Raw genomic sequence first — 20,967 nt, 5'->3', positions numbered from 1 at the left:
AACCATGGCACTCATCAGCATGCGCCAAATGCTGGACCACGCCGCCGAGTTCGGCTACGGCGTTCCGGCCTTCAACGTCAACAACCTCGAGCAGATGCGCGCCATCATGGAAGCGGCCGACAAGACCGACTCCCCGGTGATCGTGCAGGCCTCCGCCGGTGCTCGCAAATACGCCGGTGCGCCCTTCCTGCGTCACCTGATCCTCGCGGCCATCGAAGAATTCCCGCACATTCCGGTGTGCATGCACCAGGACCACGGCACCAGCCCTGACGTCTGCCAGCGTTCCATCCAGCTGGGCTTCAGCTCGGTGATGATGGACGGCTCGCTGAAGGAAGACGGCAAGACCCCGGCCGACTACGAGTACAACGTCCGCGTGACCCAGCAGACCGTTGCCTTCGCCCACGCCTGCGGCGTGTCCGTGGAAGGTGAACTGGGCTGCCTGGGCTCCCTGGAAACCGGCATGGCCGGTGAGGAAGACGGCGTTGGCGCCGAAGGCGTGCTGGACCACAGCCAGCTGCTGACCGACCCGGAAGAAGCCGCCGACTTCGTGAAGAAGACCCAGGTCGACGCCCTGGCGATTGCCATCGGCACCAGCCACGGCGCCTACAAGTTCACCAAGCCGCCGACCGGCGACATCCTCGCCATCGACCGCATCAAGGCGATCCATGCGCGCATTCCGGGCACCCACCTGGTGATGCACGGTTCGTCCTCCGTCCCGCAGGACTGGCTGGCGATCATCAACGAATTCGGCGGCGAAATTCCGGAAACCTACGGCGTTCCGGTCGAGGAAATCGTCGAAGGCATCAAGTACGGCGTACGCAAGGTGAACATCGACACCGACCTGCGCCTGGCCTCCACTGGCGCCATCCGTCGCTTCCTGGCGAAGAACCCGAGCGAGTTCGACCCGCGCAAGTACTTCGCCAAGACCATCGAAGCCATGCGCGACGTCTGCATCGCCCGCTACGAAGCCTTCGGCACCGCCGGCCACGCCTCCAAGATCAAGCCGATCTCCCTGGAAGGCATGTTCCAGCGCTACGCCAAGGGTGAGCTGGAAGCGAAGGTCAACTGATCCCGGCCTGTTCGCCAAGAGCCCCGCATTGCGGGGCTCTTTCGTATCCGCCAGAAGGAGATTGATGGCATGTCGATGCTGCGTGCCGGGCTTGCCGCCCTGTCGCTGGCGCTGCTGGCCGGCTGTTCGCTGCGCCCGGCGCAACCTCCAGCGCCGCCACCCAAACCGCCAGTGAATCTGCCGGTGGACGCGCAGAACTGCCTGACCCATCAGGAATGCACGCTGAAGACTTCGCGTACCCTGCTGTTCGTCTTCGACTACGCCGAGGCTGGCGCTGCACTGGTGGAGAACGAGAGCCGTGTGCTCAGCACGCCGGAGAAGGCGCCGAAGAAGGGCTGGCCGGCGATCCGCATCCGGTTGCCCGATCCCGACGGCGGCCGCTTCGAGTTTTCCAGCGAATGCCGGCAGAAACGTTGCCGGATCAAGGCTGCGCGCCTGCTCAGCTGCTACCGTAGTTATCTCGATGGCAAGGCCTGTCGGTTCCGCTGAGCGCTTGTGCTCGGGCCGGCAGGCTCTGGAGGCGCGATGACGGATGTACATGGCAGTGCGCGGGAGGGTTATGCCCGCGAAGCGAAAGCCTATGCCCATGGGCGCCCGGACTATCCGGAGGCGCTGGTAGGATGGCTCGGCGAGGAATTGGAGATCGGTCCGGGCAAGGAGGTGGTTGACCTTGGCGCGGGCACCGGCAAGTTCACCGCCTTGCTGCAGCGTGCGGGCGCGCAGGTCACGGCGATCGAACCGGTGACAGCGATGCGCGAGCAACTGAGCGCGACTCTGCCTGCGGTGCGGGCGCTCAATGGCACCGCCCAGGCGATCCCCCTGGCCGCGGGGAGTCTGGATGCGCTGACCTGCGCCCAGGCCTTCCACTGGTTCGCTGATGGGCGGTCGCTGACCGAAATCCATCGGGTGCTGCGTCCGGGCGGGCATCTCGGTCTGGTCTGGAACGTGCGTGACGAGCGGGTCGACTGGGTGGCCGAGGTGGCGCGCATCGTCGAGCGCTACGAGGGCAGCACGCCACGCTTTCACACCGGCGAATGGCGTCGGGCCTTCGCTGGGGCGCGGTTCGCACCGCTGCGTTTGCGCGAGTTCAGCTACCAGCACATTGGCCCGCCGGAACAGGTGATCGTCGCGCGCATCCTCTCGGTCAGTTTCATTGCCGCGCTGCCGGACGAGCAGAAGCAGCGGGTCGCCGAGCAGCTGCGGGAGTTGATTGCCACCCATCCGGCCTTGAAGGGGCGCGCGGAGGTGGCATTCCCCTACCGCACCGAGGCCTACAGCACTCGCGCGCTGGGCTGAGTGGGGAATGAGGTAGACTGGTGGCCGGATTTCCCGCCAGTCTCCCGCCCCATGCAACCGCTCCGCTATCTCCAGGCCTACCCGCAACAGCTCCAGGACCAGGTTCGCCAGCTCATCGAGCAGGATCGCCTCGGCCAGTATCTGCAGCGCCGCTATCCCGGTCGTCATGACGTGCAGAGCGACAAGGCGCTGTATGGCTATGCCATGGACCTCAAGCAGCAGTACATGCGCACCGCGCCTGCGGTGGACAAGGTGCTCTACGACAACAAACTGGATGTGGTGCAGCGTGCTCTCGGCCTGAATACCGCGATTTCGCGGGTGCAGGGCGGCAAGCTCAAGGCGAAGAAGGAAATTCGCGTCGCTTCGCTGTTCAAGGACGCAGCGCCGGAGTTCCTGCAGATGATCGTGGTCCATGAACTGGCGCACCTGAAGGAGCGCGACCACAGCAAGGCCTTCTACCAGCTGTGCGAGCACATGCTGCCGGGCTACCACCAGCTTGAATTCGATTTGCGCGTCTACCTGACCTGGCGCGATCTGCCTCAGTAGTACAGGCGCGCCAGGTAGAACAGGCCGAGGCACCAGGGGAGCAGCAAGGCCAGGCCCAGATAGCGCAGCGTCGTTCGCCCCGAGCCCTCCCGGCCACCCAGCCAGCCGATGCCGGCGAGCGCCAGTGCGAAAACCACCAGCCCGATCAGAGCCAGCCAGTAGTGCTCCGGTGTGGGGGCGCTGGGTTCGAGTGCGACGTGGGTGAGGTGCCAGATGCAGAGCACCACGGCCGGCACCACCAGTGCGGCGGCAGCGACCAGGCGACCCGGCAGGCGGAGCAGGAAAGCGATCAGCAGGCCGGCCAGTCCCGCGCAGGCAATCAACGCTGTGAACAGCTGGTCCAGATAGACGAGATCAGGGGTGGGAGCAAGGGCGCGGGGAGCGGCCAGCAGGCCCAGTAGCGGCGCCCCCCAGTAGCAGCGCGATCAGGCAGAACAGCCAGCCAAGCAGGTCGCGCAGCATGTGAGCGTCCTGTTTTCGTTGCTGCGGGAAGCCCCTGACGCGCCGGATGGGGTCGGTCGTCCGGGGTTGTTCTCCGCCGCAAGTGCAGATTAATCAATGTCTTGGCGAAATGCCATGATTCTTTGGAAGTCATCCCTCTCAATGTAAAAGCCCCTCATGCGAGGGGCTTTTACTTGCCTGTCAGAACAGGTCTATCGGCGCTTCTTCTTCCGCCGGCATGCCGCTTCCCGGCGCGCTTCCCGGTGCCAGTTCGCTCATCGAAGGCGGCGTGTCTTCGTTCTTGAACAGCTCGAAGTAGGCGCCCGGCGTGCCCGGTGCCGCCGCGCGACCGGTAATCGGGTCGATACGCAGGCTGACCATGCCGGCGGGCTCGGGCAGCAGGTGCGACGGCTTGTCCTTCAGCGCAGCGCCCATGTAACGCATCCAGATCGGCAGGGCGACGTTGCCGCCGTATTCGGCGCGGCCGAGGCTGTCCGGCTGGTCGAAGCCGACCCAGACGGTGGTCATGTAGTCGGCGTTGAAGCCGGAGAACCAGGCGTCCTTGGACTCGTTGGTGGTGCCGGTCTTGCCCGCCAGGTCATCGCGCTTGAGCGCCAGGGCGCGGCGGCCGGTGCCGCGTTTGATCACGTCCTGCAGCATGCTGGTCATGATGTAGGCGGTACGGGCATCGATGATGCGCTCGGCGGCAGCCGGTTCGATGGTGGTCTTGGCCAGGCTCGGGTCGTCGTTACCCAGCTCGTTGGTGCCGCTGGGCTGAGCCGGGGCCTGGGCTTGTTCGGTTTGCGCCTCGTCATTGGGGACTCGCGGCGGATTGGCCTGGTAGACCACCTGGCCGTCGCGGCTTTCGATGCGCTCGACCACGTAGGGCGAAACCTTGAAGCCGCCGTTGGCGAAGGTGCTCCAGGCGGAGGCGATTTCCAGTGGCGTCAGGGTTGCGGTGCCGAGGGCCATCGACAGGTTCGGCGGCAGTTCGTCCTTGTTGAAACCGAAGCGGCTGATGTAGTTACGTGCGCGCTCGACGCCCAGCCCCTGGAGAATGCGGATCGACACCATGTTGCGCGACTTGTATAGCGCCTCGCGCATCGGGATCGGGCCGAGGAAGGTGTTGGTGTCGTTCTTCGGCCGCCAGACCTTGTCCAGGTACTCGTCGTAGAACACCACGGGGGCGTCGTTGATCAGCGAGGCGGCGGTGAAACCATTGTCCAGTGCGGCGCTGTAGATGAACGGCTTGAAGCTGGAACCGGGCTGGCGCTTGGCCTGGGTCGCGCGGTTGTAATTGCTCTGCTCGAAGGAGAAGCCGCCGACCAGCGCCATGATCGCGCCATCCTGCGGGTTCAGCGAGACCAGCGCGCTCTGTGCGGCCGGCACCTGGCTCAGGCGCAGCGAGCCGTCGTCGCGGCGCTGCACGCGGATCACGTCGCCAGGCTGGACCACGTCGCTGGGCTGACGAGGCATCGGGCCCATGCTGTTGTTGCTGAGATAGGGGCGTGCCCACTTCATGCCGTCCCAGCCGAGGGCTTCTTCCTTTCCATCGCGGGTCATCACCAGGGCGCCGCTCTTTTCCACCTGGACAACGATGGCCGGTTCCAGGCCGCCGAGCGGGCGTTGCTGAGCGATCGCCTGGCGCCAGGCATCACGGGTCTTGCCCGGCAGGCGGGTTTCCGGGCCGCGGTAGCCGTGACGCTGGTCGTATTCCTGCAAGCCGTCGCGCAGCGCGTTGTTGGCATCCTCCTGCAGGTCGCTGCGCACGGTGGTGTAGACGCGGTAGCCCTCGGTATAGGCATCGCCACCAAAGCGACCGACCAGTTCTGCGCGCGCCATTTCGGCGATGTAGGGGGCGGCCAGTTCAGGGCTCTGTACGTGATAGGAGGCTGCAATGGGCTCCTTGACCGCGGCTTCATAGCGCGGTTGATCGATGAAGCCCAGCTTGAGCATGCGCTCGAGGATCCAGTTGCGGCGCTCCAGGCTGCGTGCGGGGTTGGCCAGCGGGTTATAGCGCGACGGAGCCTTCGGCAGGCCGGCGATCATCGCCATCTGTGCCAGGCTCAGGTCCTTGATCGACTTGCCGTAGTAGACCTGGGCGGCGGCCTCCACGCCATAGGCGCGGTTGCCCAGATAGATCTTGTTGACGTACAGCTCGAGGATCTCGTCCTTGGTCAGCGACCGCTCGATCTGCAATGCCAGCAATATCTCATTGATCTTTCGGGAGAAGCTGCGTTCGTTGGTGAGGAAGTAGTTCTTCGCCACCTGCATGGTGATGGTACTGCCGCCCGTCTGGATGTGCCCGGTCTTCAATAATTGCGCGGCAGCACGCATCAGGCTTTTTACGTCCACGCCATAATGGTTGGCGAAGTTGTCATCCTCGGCCGATAGCAGTGCGTGGGTGAAATCCTGGGGAATTTCAGCAAAACGAATTGGCGTACGGCGCATCTCGCCAAACTCTGCTATCAATTTGTTATCGCTGCTGTACACCCGCAACGGCATCTGCAAACGCACGTTGCGTAAGGCCTCCACGGACGGGAGGTTGGGGCTGAGGTAGAGGTAGGCGCCGCTGAAACTGAGCAGCAATCCACAGATTATGGTGACGCAGGTCCACCACAGAAACTTCAGCAGGCGCATTGGAAGGTCTTGGATTTCCAGAGAAAAGAAAGAGTTAAGCGGATGGCGCGGTAAAAAGGGAAAAGCTGATCACATTATAAGCAGTTTTTTTCCCGGCGAGCCATTTGCGCAGGTGTCAAGTCTGGTATCTAATGTGAAAAAACATAAATCGTCCGTAAGTCTCGGATGCTGATAGGAAATCAGTCGTGCTAGGGCTATTCAATAAGAAAGCGAACACGCTGCTGGGGATAGACATCAGTTCGACTTCGGTCAAACTCCTCGAACTGAGCCGCTCGGGAGGCCGCTACAAGGTAGAGGCCTACGCCGTGGAGCCGCTCCCTCCCAATGCAGTGGTAGAAAAGAACATCGCTGAGCTGGAGGGTGTCGGCCAGGCGTTGTCACGTGTGGTCGCCAAGGCGCGCACCGGCGTGAAGACGGCTGCGGTCGCGGTCGCTGGCTCGGCGGTCATTACCAAGACCATCGAGATGGATGGCGGTCTCTCGGAAGACGAGCTGGAGAATCAGCTCAAGATCGAGGCCGACCAGTACATTCCCTATCCCCTCGAAGAAGTCGCGATCGACTTTGAAGTCCAGGGCGCATCCGCACGGAACGCCGAGCGTGTAGACGTACTCCTCGCCGCTTGTCGGAAGGAAAACGTTGAGGTGCGCGAGGCGGCTCTGGCGCTGTCGGGCCTGACCGCCAAGGTCGTCGATGTCGAGGCCTACGCGCTGGAGCGAGCGTTCAGTCTGCTCGGCGATCAGCTGGGTGGCAATGCCGACGAACTCACAGTTGCGGTGGTCGACATCGGCGCCACCATGACCACGCTGAGTGTGCTGCACCACGGCCGCACCATCTATACGCGTGAGCAGCTGTTCGGCGGGCGTCAGCTCACCGAGGAGATTCAGCGTCGCTATGGCCTGTCAGTGGAGGAAGCCGGTCTTGCCAAGAAGCAGGGCGGTCTTCCGGATGACTATGACAGCGAGGTTCTGCAACCGTTCAAGGATGCGGTCGTCCAGCAGGTCTCCCGTTCGCTGCAGTTCTTCTTCGCCGCCGGTCAGTTCAACGACGTGGACTACATCCTGCTGGCGGGCGGAACGGCTTCCATTCCGGACCTGGACAGATTGATCCAGCAGAAGATCGGTACTCCGACACTCGTGGCCAACCCCTTCACCGACATGGTGCTGAGCGGAAAGGTCAATGCGGGGGCGCTGGCAAGTGACGCGCCTGCGCTGATGATTGCCTGCGGTCTGGCGATGAGGAGTTTCGACTGATGACTCGCATCAACCTATTGCCGTGGCGGGAACAGCTGCGCGAGGAGCGCAAGCAGCGCTTCCTCGTGACTCTGGGGGCGGTGTTGCTGGCCTCGGGTGCGCTGGTCTTCCTGGGCGACCAGTACTTCAATGCAGCTATCGAGAACCAGAACGCGCGCAACGATTTCCTGCGCAAGGAAATCACCGTGCTCGATGCGCGGATCAAGGAGATCAGCGAACTGAAGACTCGCCGCCAGCAGTTGCTGGAGCGCATGAAGATCATTTCGGACCTGCAGGGCAACCGGCCGATCATTGGCCGGGTGTTCGATCAACTGGTCCGCACGCTGCCCGATGGCGTCTATTTCACCGACCTGAAGATGACCGGGAAATCCATTGCCATCGCAGGCGCGGCCGAGTCGAACAATCGGGTATCCAACCTGATGCGTAACCTGGATGCCTCCGAGTGGCTGAAGGCGCCGAACTTGACGGAAGTGAAGGCGGTGACCCAGGGCGCTGTGGACCAGGCGAACATCTTCCAGCTGACGGTTCAGCAGACCCAGCCCGGAGCGGAAGAGGCGGAGCAGAAGAACGTCGCGCAAGGAGCCAAGAAATGAGTCTGGCCAGTTCCCTCGAGAGCTTGCGCAAGATCGACATCAACGACCTCGACCTGAACAACCTGGGCTCCTGGCCGGCGGCGGTCAAGGTCATCGCCTGCATCCTGCTCACGGCCGTGGTACTCGCGCTTGGCTACAACTTCCATCTGAAGGACATGCAGGAACAACTGGATCGGCAGCGCGCTGAAGAGGAGACGCTCAAGCAGCAGTTTTCCTCCAAGGCGTTCCAGGCGGCCAATCTGGAAGCCTACAAGATTCAGATGCAGGAAATGGAAGAGTCCTTCGGCGCTTTGCTGCGGCAGCTACCCAGTGACACCGAGGTGCCCGGTCTGCTCGAAGACATCACCCGTACCGGCCTGGGGAGCGGGCTCGAGTTCGAGGAGATCAAGCTGCTGCCGGAAGTGACCCAGCAGTTCTATATCGAGTTGCCCATCCAGATCAGTGTCGTGGGCGGTTATCACGACCTGGCGACTTTCGTCAGTGGTGTGTCCAGCCTTCCGCGCATCGTCACCTTGCACGACTTCGAGATCAAGCCGGCCAGCGCCGACAGTACCTCCAGGCTGAGGATGACCATCCTGGCCAAGACCTATCGCTATAACGACAAGGGCACGAAGGTCAATGCCCCGAGCGCGGGAGCCAAGAAATGAGGGGGCGCCTGATCATTTGCGGTTGTCTGCTGCTGAGTTTGAACGGGTGTGGTGCTGGAGGCGACTTCAGCGATCTGCAGGCTTATATGGACGAAGTCCGTGCGCGCCCCAAAGGGGCGATCGAGCCACTGCCCAAGTTCCAGCCGTATGAAGCGTTCACCTACAGTGCCTCGGCATTGCGCAGCCCATTCCAGCCCCCGGTCAAGATCGATCTGGCGTTGAAGCAGAAGGGCAACAAGGTGGTCAAGCCTGACGAAGCCCGGGTCAAGCAGTTCCTGGAAGGCTTCAATATCGAGACCTTCGAGATGGTGGGGACCTTGTCCAGGGATAACCAGATGTTCGCTCTCGTGAAAGGTGCGGGAGGGGTGCACCGGGTGCGGATCGGCGACTACCTGGGGCGCAACGACGGCAAGATAGTTGCCATCAGCGAAGGCAAGATCGACGTGATTGAAATCGTTCCTGATGGTGAGGGAGGCTGGCTCGAGCGTCCGCGCAGCCTGACCCTCAAGGAACGCTCCTAAGGGCGGGGATGAACATGGATAACAAACTGCAGTCTGCACGACGGATTCAGACGATGAACAAAATGCTTTCCCGCCTGAGCATCTCCTTGCTCGCGGCAGTCTTTGCGCCGGCTTTGCTGGCGGCCAACTTGCAGAGCGTCGATGTGGCAGCCCTGCCGGGCGACCGGGTCGAGCTGAAACTGGGCTTCGACGGCCCGGTGGCGACGCCGCGCGGTTACACCATCGAGCAGCCGGCACGCATCGCGCTGGATCTGCCGGGTGTGCAGAACAAGCTGGGTAGCAAGAACCGCGAGCTGGGTGTGGGCAATGCGCGCAGCCTGACGGTGGTTGAGGCGAAAGATCGCACCCGCCTGATCGTCAACCTGGCCACCCTGGTGCCTTATACTACCCGGTCGGAAGGTTCGAATCTGTACGTCGTGGTCGGTGGGGCGGGAGCTGCGTCGAGCTCCTATGCTTCCGCTGCGCCCGCATCCACTCCGATTGCCAGGCCTGCACAGCCCAAGCCTTACGTTCCAGCCGGCAAGGCGATTCGCAATATCGACTTCCAGCGTGGCGAACAGGGTGAAGGCAATGTCGTGATCGACCTGTCCGATCCGACCGTCAGCCCGGACATCCAGGAGCAGGGCGGCAAGATCCGTCTGGAGTTCCCGCGTACCCAGTTGCCCGACAATCTGCGCGTGCGCCTCGATGTGAAGGACTTCGCCACGCCGGTGCAGTTCGTCAATGCTGCCGCGGCGGGCGACAAGGCCAGCATCACCATCGAGCCGACTGGCGTATACGACTATCTCGTCTATCAGACCGATAACCGGATGACCGTCAGCATCAAGCCGCTGACCCAGGATGATGCCGAGAAACGCAAGAAGGATGCCTTCGCCTATACGGGCGAGAAGCTTTCGCTGAACTTCCAGGACATCGACGTACGCTCGGTGCTGCAGCTGATCGCCGACTTCACCGACCTGAACCTGGTGGCGTCCGATACCGTTCAGGGCAACATCACCCTGCGTCTGCAGAATGTGCCGTGGGATCAGGCGCTGGACCTGGTGCTTAAGACCAAGGGGCTGGATAAGCGCAAGGTGGGTAACGTTCTGCTGGTTGCACCGGCGGAAGAGATCGCCGCGCGCGAGCGTCAGGAGCTGGAGGCCCAGAAGCAGATTTCCGAACTGGCTCCCCTGCGTCGCGAGCTGATTCAGGTGAACTACGCCAAGGCCGCTGACATTGCCAAGTTGTTCCAGTCGGTGACTGGACTAGGTGCTCCGGGTGCGCCGCAGGCGGCGGGTGCGGATAATCGTGGCTCGCTCACCGTTGATGATCGCACTAACGCGATCATCGCCTACCAGACCCAGGACCGCCTGGATGAGTTGCGTCGCATCGTTGCTCAACTGGATATCCCGGTTCGCCAGGTGATGATCGAGGCGCGCATCGTTGAGGCCGCTGTGGACTACAGCAAGAGTCTGGGGGTTCGCTGGGGGGGGGCGTTCAGTTCAGGCAATTGGGACTTCTACGGCAAGGATGGCGCGCGTACAGTCAGCGACGGCCAACTGTTCTTGCCCGGCACCGATACGATTGGCAACTTCAAGGCACAGGATGGCGTGGCGCCGGTCCCGTTCGTTGATATGGGTGTGGCCAACAGCACCTCGGGTATCGGCATCGGCTTCCTGAGCGATCACGCCATGCTCGACCTGCAACTGTCGGCCATGGAAAAGAGCGGCAACGGCGAAGTGGTCTCTCAGCCGAAGGTCGTCACCTCCGACAAGGAAACCGCGAAGATTCTCAAGGGCTCGGAGATTCCCTACCAGGAAGCCAGCTCCAGCGGCGCCACCTCGGTGTCCTTCAAGGAGGCCGCGCTGGCCCTGGAAGTGACCCCGCAGATCACCCCGGACAACCGCATCATCATGGAGGTGAAGGTCAACAAGGACGAGCCGGACTACGCCAACGCGCTGAATGGCGTGCCGCCGATCAAGAAGAACGAGGTGAACGCCAAGGTGCTGGTCAACGATGGCGAGACCATCGTGATCGGTGGTGTGTTCTCCAATACCCAGACCAAGGCGGTGGACAAGGTGCCGTTCCTGGGCGACGTTCCGTTCATTGGGCGCCTGTTCCGTCGCGATACGGTAACCGACAGCAAGAGCGAACTGCTGGTTTTCCTTACCCCGCGGATCATGAATAATCAGGCCTTTGCAGTCGGCCGTTGATCAATGTCGTGTCCAATTTGATTCTGGTAGGCCCGATGGGTGCTGGGAAAAGCACCATCGGGCGTCTTCTCGCCAAAGAGCTTCACCTCGTCTTCAAGGATTCGGATAAAGAGATCGAGCAGCGCTGCGGAGCCAACATCCCCTGGATTTTCGATGTGGAGGGCGAGGCGGGCTTCCGCGAGCGTGAGCAGTCGATGCTTGCCGAACTGTGCGCCGAAGGCGGCATGGTCATCGCCACCGGCGGCGGCGCAGTCATGCGCGACGCTAATCGCCAGATACTCAAGGCCGGTGGCCAGGTCATCTACCTGCACGCGTCGGTGGAGCAGCAGATTTCCCGCACCGCGCGCGACAAGAACCGCCCGCTGCTGCAGAAACCCAATCCGGACCAGATCCTCCGTGATCTCATGCAAGTGCGCGATCCGCTGTATCGAGAAATCGCCGATGTGATCATCGAAACCGACGAGCGGCCGCCGCGCCTCGTGGTTCTGGAGATTCTGGAGCGCTTGCGTGAGTTGGAGCGCCATTAACGGTGCTCCAATCTGCGGTATCCTAGTCCCCTTTCTTGCCTGGGGGTTTCATGCGCACACTCAACGTCGATCTGGCCGATCGCAGCTACCCGATCTACATCGGTGAAGGGCTGCTGGATGATCCGCGCTACTTCGAGCCGCATATCCGCGGTCGTCAGGTAGCCATCGTCACCAACGAAACCATCGCGCCGCTGTACCTGGATCGACTGCAGAAAACCCTGTCCGGCTACAAGATCACCTCGATCGTGCTGCCTGACGGCGAGGCCTATAAACAGTGGGAAACCCTGCAGCTGATCTTCGATGAGCTGCTCAAGGCGCGCCACGATCGCAAGACCACCCTGATCGCCCTGGGCGGCGGCGTCATCGGTGACATGACCGGTTTTGCCGCGGCCTGTTACCAGCGCGGTGTCGACTTCATCCAGGTGCCGACCACGCTGTTGTCCCAGGTGGATTCCTCGGTGGGCGGCAAGACCGGTATCAACCACCCGCTGGGCAAGAACATGGTCGGCGCGTTCTACCAGCCCCAGGCCGTGGTCATCGACACCGCCACCCTGCGCACACTGCCGCCGCGCGAGCTGTCCGCAGGCCTTGCGGAAGTCATCAAGTACGGCTTCATCTGCGACGAACCGTTCCTGACCTGGCTGGAAGCGCACATGGATGACCTGCTGGCGCTGGAGCCGATGGCGCTGACCGAGGCCATCGAGCGCTCCTGCGCCGCCAAGGCATGCGTGGTTGGCGCCGACGAGAAGGAAACCGGCGTCCGTGCCACCCTCAACCTCGGCCATACCTTCGGCCATGCCATCGAGACCCACATGGGCTATGGCGTCTGGCTGCACGGCGAAGCCGTCGGTGCGGGAACCGTGATGGCACTCGAGATGTCGCATCGCCTGGGATGGCTGACAAATGCCGAGCGCGATCGCGGTGTCCGCCTGCTGGCTGCGGCAAAGCTGCCGGTCGTTCCGCCGCAGGAAATGAATGCCGAGCATTTTCTCGAGCACATGGCCGTCGACAAGAAAGTGCTCGATGGGCGTTTGCGTCTGGTCTTGCTCCAAGGGCTGGGGGCTGCGGTCGTGACCGCCGATTTCCCCCGTGAGATTCTGGAAGAAACACTGCGCACTGACTACCAGGCACTGGTCGGTCAGGCAGGAGAACACTGAGGTCCCATGTCCAGTTTGCATGCCGACGAGGCCTTCCTGGCCCACTACCAGTTCAGCCATGACCCGTTCGCACCGCGGGTTCCCGGCTTCAAGTTCTTCCCGGCGCAGCGCAAGCCCGTACTGGGCCAACTGCACCACCTGGCGCGCTACAGCCACCTGCTGCTGGCCGTGACCGGTCCGCTGGGTAGCGGCAAGACGCTGCTGCGCCAGGCGCTGGTCGCCAGCACCAACAAGGACGCGGTCTCCAGCGTGGTCATCTCCGGTCGCTCGGTAACCGACGAAGCCACGCTGCTGCGCCAACTGGCCCAGGGCCTGGGGATCACCCAGACCAGCCTCGAGCCCATACTGGCCAAGGTCGCCCAGCTGGCGATCACCGGGCAGGACGTTTACCTGCTGGTGGACGACGCCGAGCAACTGCGCGATGACGCACTGGAAGTGTTGCTGCTCCTGGCGGCCGGCAACACCGAGGCGCGCCTGCACGTCTTCCTGTTCGGTGAACCGGCGCTGCTGTCGCGTCTGGAGGTGCTGTCCGAAGGCGAGGAGCGTTTCCACGCCATCGAACTGCAGCCCTACAGCGAAGAGGAAACACGCGAGTACCTGGCGCAGCGCCTGGAAGGTGCCGGGCAGGGAATCGAACTGATTTCCGCTGACCTGTTGGCCGACATTCACGAGCAGTCCGGCGGCTGGCCGGGAGCGATCAACCAGAGCGCCCGCGACGCCATGATCGAGGCGATGCTGGCTGACCGCGGTGGCGCTCGCAAGGCGGCTGGCCCAGGCTTCAAGCTGCCGAAAAAGCATCTGGCGATTCTGGGTGTGGTCGCCATCGGCGTCATCGCTGCCTGGTTCATGCAGGGCAAGACCAGCAAGCCTGAAACCGCCAATAACACCGCTGCGCAAAGCTCTTCCCAGCTGCCTCTGGGCGGTGCTGCTCCGCAACCGGGTGCCCAGCCGACGCCGGACGCCCAGGGTGCTGGCCCGTCGGTCGAGTTCGCTGGTTCCAATCAGCCGCTGCCGCTGCCTCTGGTGGGCGAGAGCCAGCCAGTGATCCGCGAGCCGATGGCCCAGGCCGGCGGTCAGGAAGATGCCGATGAGGGCGGTATGCCATCTGCGGCCATTCCGCCGACCGTGACGACCTCCGCGCCGCCGGTAACGCCGCTGGCCAGCAATGGCCCGGCTCCGCTGAATCCGGTGCCGCCGGCGCCGACCCAGTCGCAGCCAGTGGCCCAACCGACTCCGAAGCCCGCGCCGACCCAGGCCGCGGCTCCGCAACCGGTCAAGCCCGCCACCACGGCTCCGACGAAGCCTGCTCCGGCAGCCAAGCCGGCAGCGAAGCCCGCCACCGCCACCACCGTCGCCAGCGCCAAGCCGTCCACGACCAGCAAACCTGCAGCGGCCACCGGCAGCAGCAGTTGGTACCAGTCCCAGGCGGGGTCGCGCTACTCCGTGCAGGTGCTGGGCACCGGCTCGGAAGCCAGCGCCAAGGCCTTCATCAGCCAGCAGGGTGGTGGCGACTACCGCTACTTCCGCAAGAACCTGCAGGGCAAGCCGTTCTACGTCGTGACTTACGGCAGCTTCGCTGACCGCACGGCCGCACAGGCAGCGATCAAGAAGCTGCCGGCGAAGATCCAGGCTTCCAAGCCCTGGGCGCGTCCCTTCTCCAGCATCCAGCAGGACATCGCCGGGGCGCGCTGAAAGGTCGCACTGTCGCAATAATGAAAAAGCCGAGCCCCATACCATGGGGCTCGGCTTTTTTATTGGGTTGTTTCTTTCGCTACATTCTTATAAAAATGCGACATCGGGTGTCGGCAGTGCGTCAAAAAAATAAGTGACGTCAGTCGCGCCGTGTGTACAATGACCTCCCTTTGCCTATCGGAAACTTGCCGCCTGAGCGAGTAGACAGGCAAAGCGCTTGATAGAGGGTCTGCTGACGTTTCGTCATGGCCAGGACCGGAACCGCCGCCACGTTGGGTAAGACGTGGCAACTGACGCGGATCGGTCATTCCAGGTGAACCAGGGGCTGGAGCGGCGCTGCACGATAGATGCGGCCCGTGCCTTTGGGGTGCGCGGGAAACAAGCCAGCAAGGCGAAACAGGGCGATGGCGAAACGTCAGCAGACCCTGGAAATTAAAAAAGTTTTGCCGGTGAGAGTTCCCTATGAAAGCAGGTCTGTACCATCCTGAGACGTTCAAGGATAACTGCGGATTCGGCCTGATCGCCCATATGACGGGCGAGGCAAGCCATGAACTTCTGCAAACCGCCATCGAAGCACTGACCTGCATGACCCACCGAGGTGGGATCAACGCGGACGGGAAAACCGGGGACGGCTGTGGGCTGCTGATCCAGAAGCCCGACCAATTCCTGCGCGCCGTGGCCCAGGAAACCTTCGGTGTCGAACTGCCCGCGCAGTACGCCGTGGGCATGGTCTTCTTCAACCAGGACCCGGTGAAAGCCGAAGCCGCCCGCGCGAACATGAATCGCGAGATCGAGCGTGCGGGCCTGAAACTGGTCGGATGGCGCAAGGTGCCGATCGATACCAGCGTCCTGGGTCGCCTGGCGCTGGAGCGCCTGCCGCAGATCGAGCAGGTATTCATCGGCGGCGAAGGTCTGTCCGACCAGGAGTTCGCGGTCAAGCTGTTCAGCTCCCGTCGTCGCTCCTCCGTGGCCAACGCCGAGGACGCCGACCACTACGTCTGCAGCTTCTCGCACAAGACCATCATCTATAAGGGTCTGATGATGCCGGCGGACCTCGCCGCCTTCTATCCGGACCTCTCCGACGAGCGCCTGAAGACCGCCATCTGCGTCTTCCACCAGCGCTTCTCGACCAACACCCTGCCCAAGTGGCCGCTGGCCCAGCCGTTCCGCCTGCTGGCGCACAACGGCGAGATCAACACCATCACCGGCAACCGCAACTGGGCCCAGGCCCGTCGCGGCAAGTTCACCAACGAGTGGATGCCAGACCTGGACGAGCTCGGCCCGCTGGTCAACCGCGTGGGCTCGGATTCCTCCAGCATGGACAACATGCTCGAGCTGATGGTCACCGGCGGCATGGACATGTTCCGTGGCCTGCGCATGATCATTCCGCCGGCCTGGCAGAACGTCGAGACCATGGACGCCGACCTGCGCGCGTTCTACGAATTCAACTCGCTGCACATGGAGCCGTGGGACGGCCCCGCCGGCGTGGTGCTGACCGACGGCCGCTACGCCGTCTGCCTGCTTGACCGCAACGGCCTGCGCCCCTCGCGCTGGGTCACCACCAAGAACGGCTACATCACCCTCGCCTCGGAAATCGGCGTGTGGGATTACAAGCCCGAGGACGTCATCGCCAAGGGCCGCGTCGGCCCGGGCCAGATCCTTGCGGTGGACACCGAGACCGGCCAGCTGCTGCAGACCGAGGACATCGACAACCGCCTGAAGTCGCGCCACCCGTACAAGCAATGGCTGCGCCAGAGCGCGCTGCGCATCCAGGCCACCCTGGACGACGATCAGGGCGTGGCCAGCTACGATGGCGACCAGCTCAAGCAGTACATGAAGATGTTCCAGGTCACCTTCGAGGAGCGTGACCAGGTGCTGCGCCCGCTCGCCGAGCAGGGCCAGGAAGCGGTCGGCTCCATGGGTGACGACACCCCGATGGCGGTGCTGTCCAAGCGCATCCGCTCGCCTTACGACTACTTCCGCCAGGTCTTCGCGCAGGTCACCAACCCGCCGATCGACCCGCTGCGCGAAGCGATCGTGATGTCCCTGGAAACCTGTCTGGGCATCGAGCAGAACATCTTCGAAGAGTCCCCGCACCACGCCAACCAGGCGATCCTGACCACCCCGGTGATCTCCCCGGCCAAGTGGCGGACCCTGATGAACCTGGAGCGTCCGGGCTTCGACCGTCACCACATCGACCTGAACTACGACGAGTCCGTCGGCCTCGAAGCGGCCGTGCGCAACATCGCCGACCAGGCCGAGGAAGCCGTGCGCGCCGGCAAGGTGCTGCTGGTGCTGTCCGACCGTCACATCGCCCCCGGCAAGCTGCCGGTGCACGCGGCCCTGGCCGTGGGCGCCGTGCACCACCGCCTGGTGCAGACCGGCCTGCGCTGCGACTCCAACATCCTGGTGGAAACCGCCACCGCCCGTGACCCGCACCACTTCGCGGTGCTGGTGGGCTTCGGTGCGTCCGCGGTCTACCCGTTCCTCGCCTACGAGGTGCTGGCCGACCTGATCCGCACTGGCGAAGTGCTGGGCGACCTCTACGAGGTCTTCAAGTACTACCGCAAGGGCATCTCCAAGGGGATGCTGAAGATCCTCTCGAAGATGGGCATCTCCACCATCGCCTCCTACCGGGGCGCCCAACTGTTCGAAGCCATTGGCCTGTCCGACGAAGTCACCGGCCTGTGCTTCCCGGGCACCCCGAGTCGCATCCAGGGCGCGCGCTTCATCGACATCGAGAACGAGCAGAAGCTGCTCGCGTTCGAAGCCTGGAACAACCGCAAGCCGATCCAGCAGGGCGGCCTGCTGAAGTTCGTCTATGGCGGCGAGTACCACGCCTACAACCCGGACGTGGTCAACACCCTGCAGGCCGCCGTGCAGCAGGGCGACTACGCCAGGTTCAAGGAATACACCGCGCTGGTGGACCAGCGCCCGGTCTCCATGCTGCGCGACCTGCTCAAGGTGAAAACCTCCGAGCAGCCGCTGAGCCTGGACGAGATCGAGCCGCTGGAAGCTATCTTCAAGCGCTTCGATGCCGCCGGTATCTCCCTCGGCGCGCTGTCGCCGGAGGCCCACGAGGCCCTGGCCGAAGCCATGAACCGCCTGGGCGGTCGCTCCAACTCCGGTGAGGGTGGCGAAGACCCGGCGCGCTACGGCACGCTGAAAAGCTCGAAGATCAAGCAGGTGGCCACCGGCCGCTTCGGTGTGACCCCGGAATACCTGGTCAACGCCGAAGTCCTGCAGATCAAGGTGGCCCAGGGCGCCAAGCCCGGCGAAGGCGGCCAGCTGCCCGGCGGCAAGGTCAACGGTCTGATCGCCCGCCTGCGCTATGCCGTGCCCGGCGTGACCCTGATCTCGCCGCCGCCGCACCACGACATCTACTCCATCGAAGACCTCGCCCAGCTGATCTTCGACCTCAAACAGGTCAACCCGCAGGCGCTGGTATCGGTGAAGCTGGTATCCGAGCCGGGCGTGGGCACCATCGCCGCCGGCGTGGCCAAGGCCTATGCCGACCTGATCACCATCTCCGGCTACGACGGCGGTACCGGCGCTTCGCCGATCACCTCCATCAAGTACGCCGGTTCGCCGTGGGAGCTGGGCCTCGCCGAGGCGCACCAGACCCTGCGCGGCAACGACCTGCGCGGCAAGGTCCGCGTGCAGACCGACGGCGGCCTGAAGACCGGCCTGGACGTCATCAAGGCCGCCATCCTCGGCGCCGAGAGCTTCGGCTTCGGCACCGCGCCGATGATCGCCCTGGGCTGCAAGTACCTGCGCATCTGCCACCTGAACAACTGCGCCACCGGCGTTGCCACCCAGAACGACAAGCTGCGCAAGGACCACTTCATCGGCACCGTGGACATGGTGGTGAACTTCTTCACCTTCATCGCCAGCGAGACCCGTGAGTGGCTGGCCAAGCTCGGTGTGCGCAGCCTGGAAGAACTGATCGGCCGCACCGACCTGCTGGAAATCCTGCCGGGCGAGACGCCCAAGCAGGGCAACCTCGACCTCACGCCGCTGCTGGGCAGCGACCTGATCCCGGCCGAGAAGCCGCAGTTCTGCGAAGTCGAGAAGAACCCGCCGTTCGACCAGGGCCTGCTGGCCGAGAAGATGGTCGAACTGGCCCGCGACGCCATCGCAGGCGCCAAGGGCGGCGAATACGAGCTGGATATCTGCAACTGCGACCGTTCCATCGGCGCGCGGATTTCCGGCGAGATCGCCAAGGTCCACGGCAACCAGGGCATGGCCAAGGCGCCGATCACCTTCCGCTTCAAGGGCACCGCGGGCCAGAGCTTCGGCGTATGGAACGCCGGCGGCCTGCACCTGTACCTGGAAGGCGACGCCAACGACTACGTGGGCAAGGGCATGACCGGCGGCAAGCTGGTCGTCACCCCGCCCAAGGGCAGCCCGTTCAAGTCGCAGGAGTCGGCCATCGTCGGCAACACCTGCCTGTACGGCGCCACCGGCGGCAAGCTGTTCGCCGCGGGCACCGCGGGCGAGCGTTTCGGCGTGCGCAACTCCGGCGCCCATGCCGTCGTGGAAGGCACCGGCGACCACTGCTGCGAATACATGACCGGCGGCTTCATCTGCGTACTGGGCAAGACCGGCTACAACTTCGGCTCCGGCATGACCGGTGGCTTCGCTTACGTCCTCGACATGGACAACACCTTCGTTGACCGCGTGAACCATGAGCTGGTGGAAATCCAGCGCATCAGCGGCGAAGCGATGGAGGCCTACCGCAGCCACCTGCGCAAGGTCCTGGTCGAGTATGTGGCGGAAACCGCGAGTGAGTGGGGCGCACATCTGCTGGAGAACCTCGACGACTACCTGCGTCGGTTCTGGCTGGTGAAACCCAAGGCCGCAAGCCTCGGTTCCCTGCTGACCAGCACCCGTGCCAACCCGCAATAAGCGCCTGAAGTTTGATGAGGTCTGAAAATGTCTGAACGTCTGAATAACGACTTCCAGTTCATCGAAGTCGGGCGCAAGGATCCGAAGAAGAAGCTCCTGCGCCAACGCAAGCGCGAGTTCGTGGAAATCTACGACCTGTTCAAGCCGCAGCAGGCGGCTGACCAGGCCCACCGCTGCCTGGGCTGTGGCAACCCGTATTGCGAGTGGAAGTGCCCGGTGCACAACTTCATTCCCAACTGGTTGAAGCTGGTCTCCGAAGGCAACATCCTCGCCGCCGCCGAGCTGTCCCACCAGACCAACACCCTGCCGGAAGTCTGCGGCCGGGTGTGCCCGCAGGACCGCCTGTGCGAAGGCGCTTGCACCCTGAACGACGGCTTCGGCGCGGTCACCATCGGCTCGGTGGAGAAGTACATCACCGACACCGCCTTCGCCATGGGCTGGCGCCCGGACATGTCCAAGGTCAAGCCCACCGGCAAGCGCGTCGCCGTGATCGGCGCGGGCCCGGCGGGCCTGGGCTGTGCCGACGTGCTGGTGCGCAACGGCGTGACCCCGGTGGTGTTCGACAAGAACCCGGAAATCGGTGGCTTGCTGACCTTCGGCATCCCCGAGTTCAAGCTGGAGAAGCAGGTGCTGTCCCGTCGCCGCGAAGTCTTCACCGGCATGGGCATCGAGTTCCGCCTGAACACTGAGATCGGCAAGGACGTGACCATGGAGCAATTGCTCGATGAGTACGATGCCGTGTTCATGGGCATGGGCACCTACACCTACATGAAAGGCGGTTTCCCCGGCGAGGACCTGCCCGGCGTGCACGACGCGCTGGACTTCCTGATCGCCAACGTGAACCGCAACCTGGGCTTCGAGAAGTCGCCGGAAGACTTCGTCGACATGAAGGGCAAGCGCGTCGTGGTACTGGGCGGTGGCGACACTGCGATGGACTGCAACCGCACCTCGATCCGCCAGGGTGCGAAAGGCGTGACCTGCGCCTACCGCCGTGACGAAGAAAACATGCCCGGCTCGCGCAAAGAGGTGAAGAACGCCAAGGAAGAGGGCGTGAAGTTCCTCTTCAACCGCCAGCCCATCGCCATCGTCGGCGAGGACAAGGTGGAAGGCGTGAAGGTGGTCGAGACCCGTCTCGGCGAGCCGGACGCCCGTGGCCGTCGCAGCCCCGAGCCGATCCCGGGCTCCGAGGAAATCATCCCGGCCGAAGCCGTGCTGATCGCCTTCGGCTTCCGCCCGAGCCCGGCCCCGTGGTTCGACCAGCACCAGGTGGAAATCGACAGCCAGGGCCGCGTCATCGCCCCGGCGGCCGCGCAGTTCAAGCACCAGACCAGCAACCCGAAGATCTTCGCCGGCGGCGACATGGTCCGCGGGTCTGACCTGGTGGTGACCGCGATCTTCGAAGGTCGCACGGCTGCCGAAGGCATCCTCGACTACCTGGGCGTTTAAGCCGGACCTCTAGGAGCGAGCTTGCTCGCGAACCTGGCCCCG

16 protein-coding genes are annotated in these 20,967 nt (G+C 63.6%); 14 read left to right on the top strand and 2 right to left on the bottom strand.

All coding sequences use genetic code 11. From position 1 onward, the window contains the following. The first annotated feature begins 4 nt into the window (after positions 1 to 4). From fba to ACAW63_RS02140, 4 genes are all read left to right on the top strand, one after another. Complete coding sequence (fba, locus tag ACAW63_RS02155) at positions 5 to 1,069, top strand: class II fructose-bisphosphate aldolase (protein WP_371231353.1); 1,065 nt, start codon at positions 5 to 7, stop codon at positions 1,067 to 1,069. Positions 1,070 to 1,138: 69 nt separating this feature from the next. Then, positions 1,139 to 1,558 carry a hypothetical protein gene (locus ACAW63_RS02150; RefSeq protein ID WP_371231352.1) on the top strand — a complete coding sequence of 140 codons (420 nt, stop codon included), beginning with the start codon at positions 1,139 to 1,141 and terminating at the stop codon, positions 1,556 to 1,558. A 36-nt stretch (positions 1,559 to 1,594) separates the two neighbouring features. Further along, positions 1,595 to 2,365 carry a methyltransferase domain-containing protein gene (locus ACAW63_RS02145; RefSeq protein WP_371231351.1) on the top strand — a complete coding sequence of 257 codons (771 nt, stop codon included), beginning with the start codon at positions 1,595 to 1,597 and terminating at the stop codon, positions 2,363 to 2,365. A 51-nt stretch (positions 2,366 to 2,416) separates the two neighbouring features. Continuing rightward, a complete protein-coding gene (locus ACAW63_RS02140; RefSeq protein ID WP_371231350.1) occupies positions 2,417 to 2,911 on the top strand; it encodes a M48 family metallopeptidase in 495 nt (164 codons plus the stop codon). Here ACAW63_RS02140 and ACAW63_RS02135 read toward each other — a convergent pair. Both ACAW63_RS02135 and ACAW63_RS02130 read right to left on the bottom strand, forming a co-directional pair. Beyond that, entirely contained in the window at positions 2,905 to 3,234 is a 330-nt protein-coding gene (locus ACAW63_RS02135; RefSeq protein WP_371231348.1) for a hypothetical protein, read from the bottom strand. The genes ACAW63_RS02140 and ACAW63_RS02135 overlap by 7 nt on opposite strands. Positions 3,235 to 3,553: 319 nt before the next feature. After that, positions 3,554 to 5,992, bottom strand: coding sequence for a penicillin-binding protein 1A (locus ACAW63_RS02130; RefSeq protein ID WP_371231346.1), 2,439 nt, complete (start codon positions 5,990 to 5,992; stop codon positions 3,554 to 3,556). Positions 5,993 to 6,177: 185 nt separating this feature from the next. On the opposite strand from ACAW63_RS02130, the gene ACAW63_RS02125 reads away from it, so the two are divergent. The 10 genes from ACAW63_RS02125 (at position 6,178) to ACAW63_RS02080 (ending at position 20,925) form a co-directional block, all read left to right on the top strand. Next, a complete protein-coding gene (locus tag ACAW63_RS02125; RefSeq protein WP_207882126.1) occupies positions 6,178 to 7,242 on the top strand; it encodes a pilus assembly protein PilM in 1,065 nt (354 codons plus the stop codon). Next, positions 7,242 to 7,835, top strand: a complete 594-nt coding sequence (gene pilN, locus ACAW63_RS02120) for a type 4a pilus biogenesis protein PilN (protein WP_275608990.1) — start codon at positions 7,242 to 7,244, stop codon at positions 7,833 to 7,835. Before ACAW63_RS02125 ends, pilN begins: the two co-directional genes overlap by 1 nt. Next, the gene (gene pilO / locus ACAW63_RS02115; protein WP_371231343.1) at positions 7,832 to 8,482 is read left to right on the top strand and encodes a type 4a pilus biogenesis protein PilO; all 651 of its coding nucleotides are present in this window, start codon (positions 7,832 to 7,834) and stop codon (positions 8,480 to 8,482) included. Before pilN ends, pilO begins: the two co-directional genes overlap by 4 nt. Beyond that, positions 8,479 to 9,003, top strand: a complete 525-nt coding sequence (pilP, locus tag ACAW63_RS02110) for a type 4a pilus biogenesis lipoprotein PilP (protein ID WP_371231342.1) — start codon at positions 8,479 to 8,481, stop codon at positions 9,001 to 9,003. The genes pilO and pilP overlap by 4 nt, the downstream gene beginning before the upstream one ends. Positions 9,004 to 9,056: 53 nt before the next feature. After that, a complete protein-coding gene (gene pilQ / locus ACAW63_RS02105; protein ID WP_371231341.1) occupies positions 9,057 to 11,195 on the top strand; it encodes a type IV pilus secretin PilQ in 2,139 nt (712 codons plus the stop codon). Positions 11,196 to 11,230: 35 nt separating this feature from the next. After that, positions 11,231 to 11,722 carry a shikimate kinase AroK gene (aroK, locus tag ACAW63_RS02100; RefSeq protein ID WP_371234550.1) on the top strand — a complete coding sequence of 164 codons (492 nt, stop codon included), beginning with the start codon at positions 11,231 to 11,233 and terminating at the stop codon, positions 11,720 to 11,722. A gap of 50 nt (positions 11,723 to 11,772) precedes the next feature. Continuing rightward, positions 11,773 to 12,879: a 3-dehydroquinate synthase gene (aroB, locus tag ACAW63_RS02095; protein WP_371231339.1), complete on the top strand. Its 1,107-nt coding sequence runs from the start codon at positions 11,773 to 11,775 to the stop codon at positions 12,877 to 12,879. Between the two features lie 6 nt (positions 12,880 to 12,885). Beyond that, positions 12,886 to 14,571, top strand: coding sequence for an AAA family ATPase (locus ACAW63_RS02090; RefSeq protein WP_371231338.1), 1,686 nt, complete (start codon positions 12,886 to 12,888; stop codon positions 14,569 to 14,571). Positions 14,572 to 15,033: 462 nt separating this feature from the next. After that, positions 15,034 to 19,479, top strand: a complete 4,446-nt coding sequence (gene gltB, locus ACAW63_RS02085) for a glutamate synthase large subunit (RefSeq protein WP_371231337.1) — start codon at positions 15,034 to 15,036, stop codon at positions 19,477 to 19,479. 27 nt (positions 19,480 to 19,506) lie between these two features. Further along, positions 19,507 to 20,925 carry an FAD-dependent oxidoreductase gene (locus tag ACAW63_RS02080; RefSeq protein WP_088416086.1) on the top strand — a complete coding sequence of 473 codons (1,419 nt, stop codon included), beginning with the start codon at positions 19,507 to 19,509 and terminating at the stop codon, positions 20,923 to 20,925. Positions 20,926 to 20,967 lie beyond the last annotated feature (42 nt).

Origin of the sequence: Pseudomonas sp. QE6 (assembly GCF_041379005.1) — a bacterium.
Lineage (GTDB): Bacteria > Pseudomonadota > Gammaproteobacteria > Pseudomonadales > Pseudomonadaceae > Pseudomonas.
This window is presented reverse-complemented; position numbering and strand designations above follow the sequence as displayed.

Bases quoted from the DNA above. Each gene is read 5' to 3' on its own strand.
- gltB (WP_371231337.1), top strand. From the start codon at position 15,034: ATGAAAGCAGGTCTGTACCATCCTGAGACGTTCAAGGATAACTGCGGA.
- ACAW63_RS02130 (WP_371231346.1), bottom strand. From the start codon at position 5,992: ATGCGCCTGCTGAAGTTTCTGTGGTGGACCTGCGTCACCATAATCTGT.
- ACAW63_RS02150 (WP_371231352.1), top strand. From the start codon at position 1,139: ATGTCGATGCTGCGTGCCGGGCTTGCCGCCCTGTCGCTGGCGCTGCTG.
- pilN (WP_275608990.1), top strand. From the start codon at position 7,242: ATGACTCGCATCAACCTATTGCCGTGGCGGGAACAGCTGCGCGAGGAG.
- ACAW63_RS02140 (WP_371231350.1), top strand. From the start codon at position 2,417: ATGCAACCGCTCCGCTATCTCCAGGCCTACCCGCAACAGCTCCAGGAC.
- ACAW63_RS02145 (WP_371231351.1), top strand. From the start codon at position 1,595: ATGACGGATGTACATGGCAGTGCGCGGGAGGGTTATGCCCGCGAAGCG.
- fba (WP_371231353.1), top strand. From the start codon at position 5: ATGGCACTCATCAGCATGCGCCAAATGCTGGACCACGCCGCCGAGTTC.
- aroK (WP_371234550.1), top strand. From the start codon at position 11,231: ATGGGTGCTGGGAAAAGCACCATCGGGCGTCTTCTCGCCAAAGAGCTT.
- ACAW63_RS02090 (WP_371231338.1), top strand. From the start codon at position 12,886: ATGTCCAGTTTGCATGCCGACGAGGCCTTCCTGGCCCACTACCAGTTC.
- pilO (WP_371231343.1), top strand. From the start codon at position 7,832: ATGAGTCTGGCCAGTTCCCTCGAGAGCTTGCGCAAGATCGACATCAAC.
- pilP (WP_371231342.1), top strand. From the start codon at position 8,479: ATGAGGGGGCGCCTGATCATTTGCGGTTGTCTGCTGCTGAGTTTGAAC.
- ACAW63_RS02080 (WP_088416086.1), top strand. From the start codon at position 19,507: ATGTCTGAACGTCTGAATAACGACTTCCAGTTCATCGAAGTCGGGCGC.
- aroB (WP_371231339.1), top strand. From the start codon at position 11,773: ATGCGCACACTCAACGTCGATCTGGCCGATCGCAGCTACCCGATCTAC.
- pilQ (WP_371231341.1), top strand. From the start codon at position 9,057: ATGAACAAAATGCTTTCCCGCCTGAGCATCTCCTTGCTCGCGGCAGTC.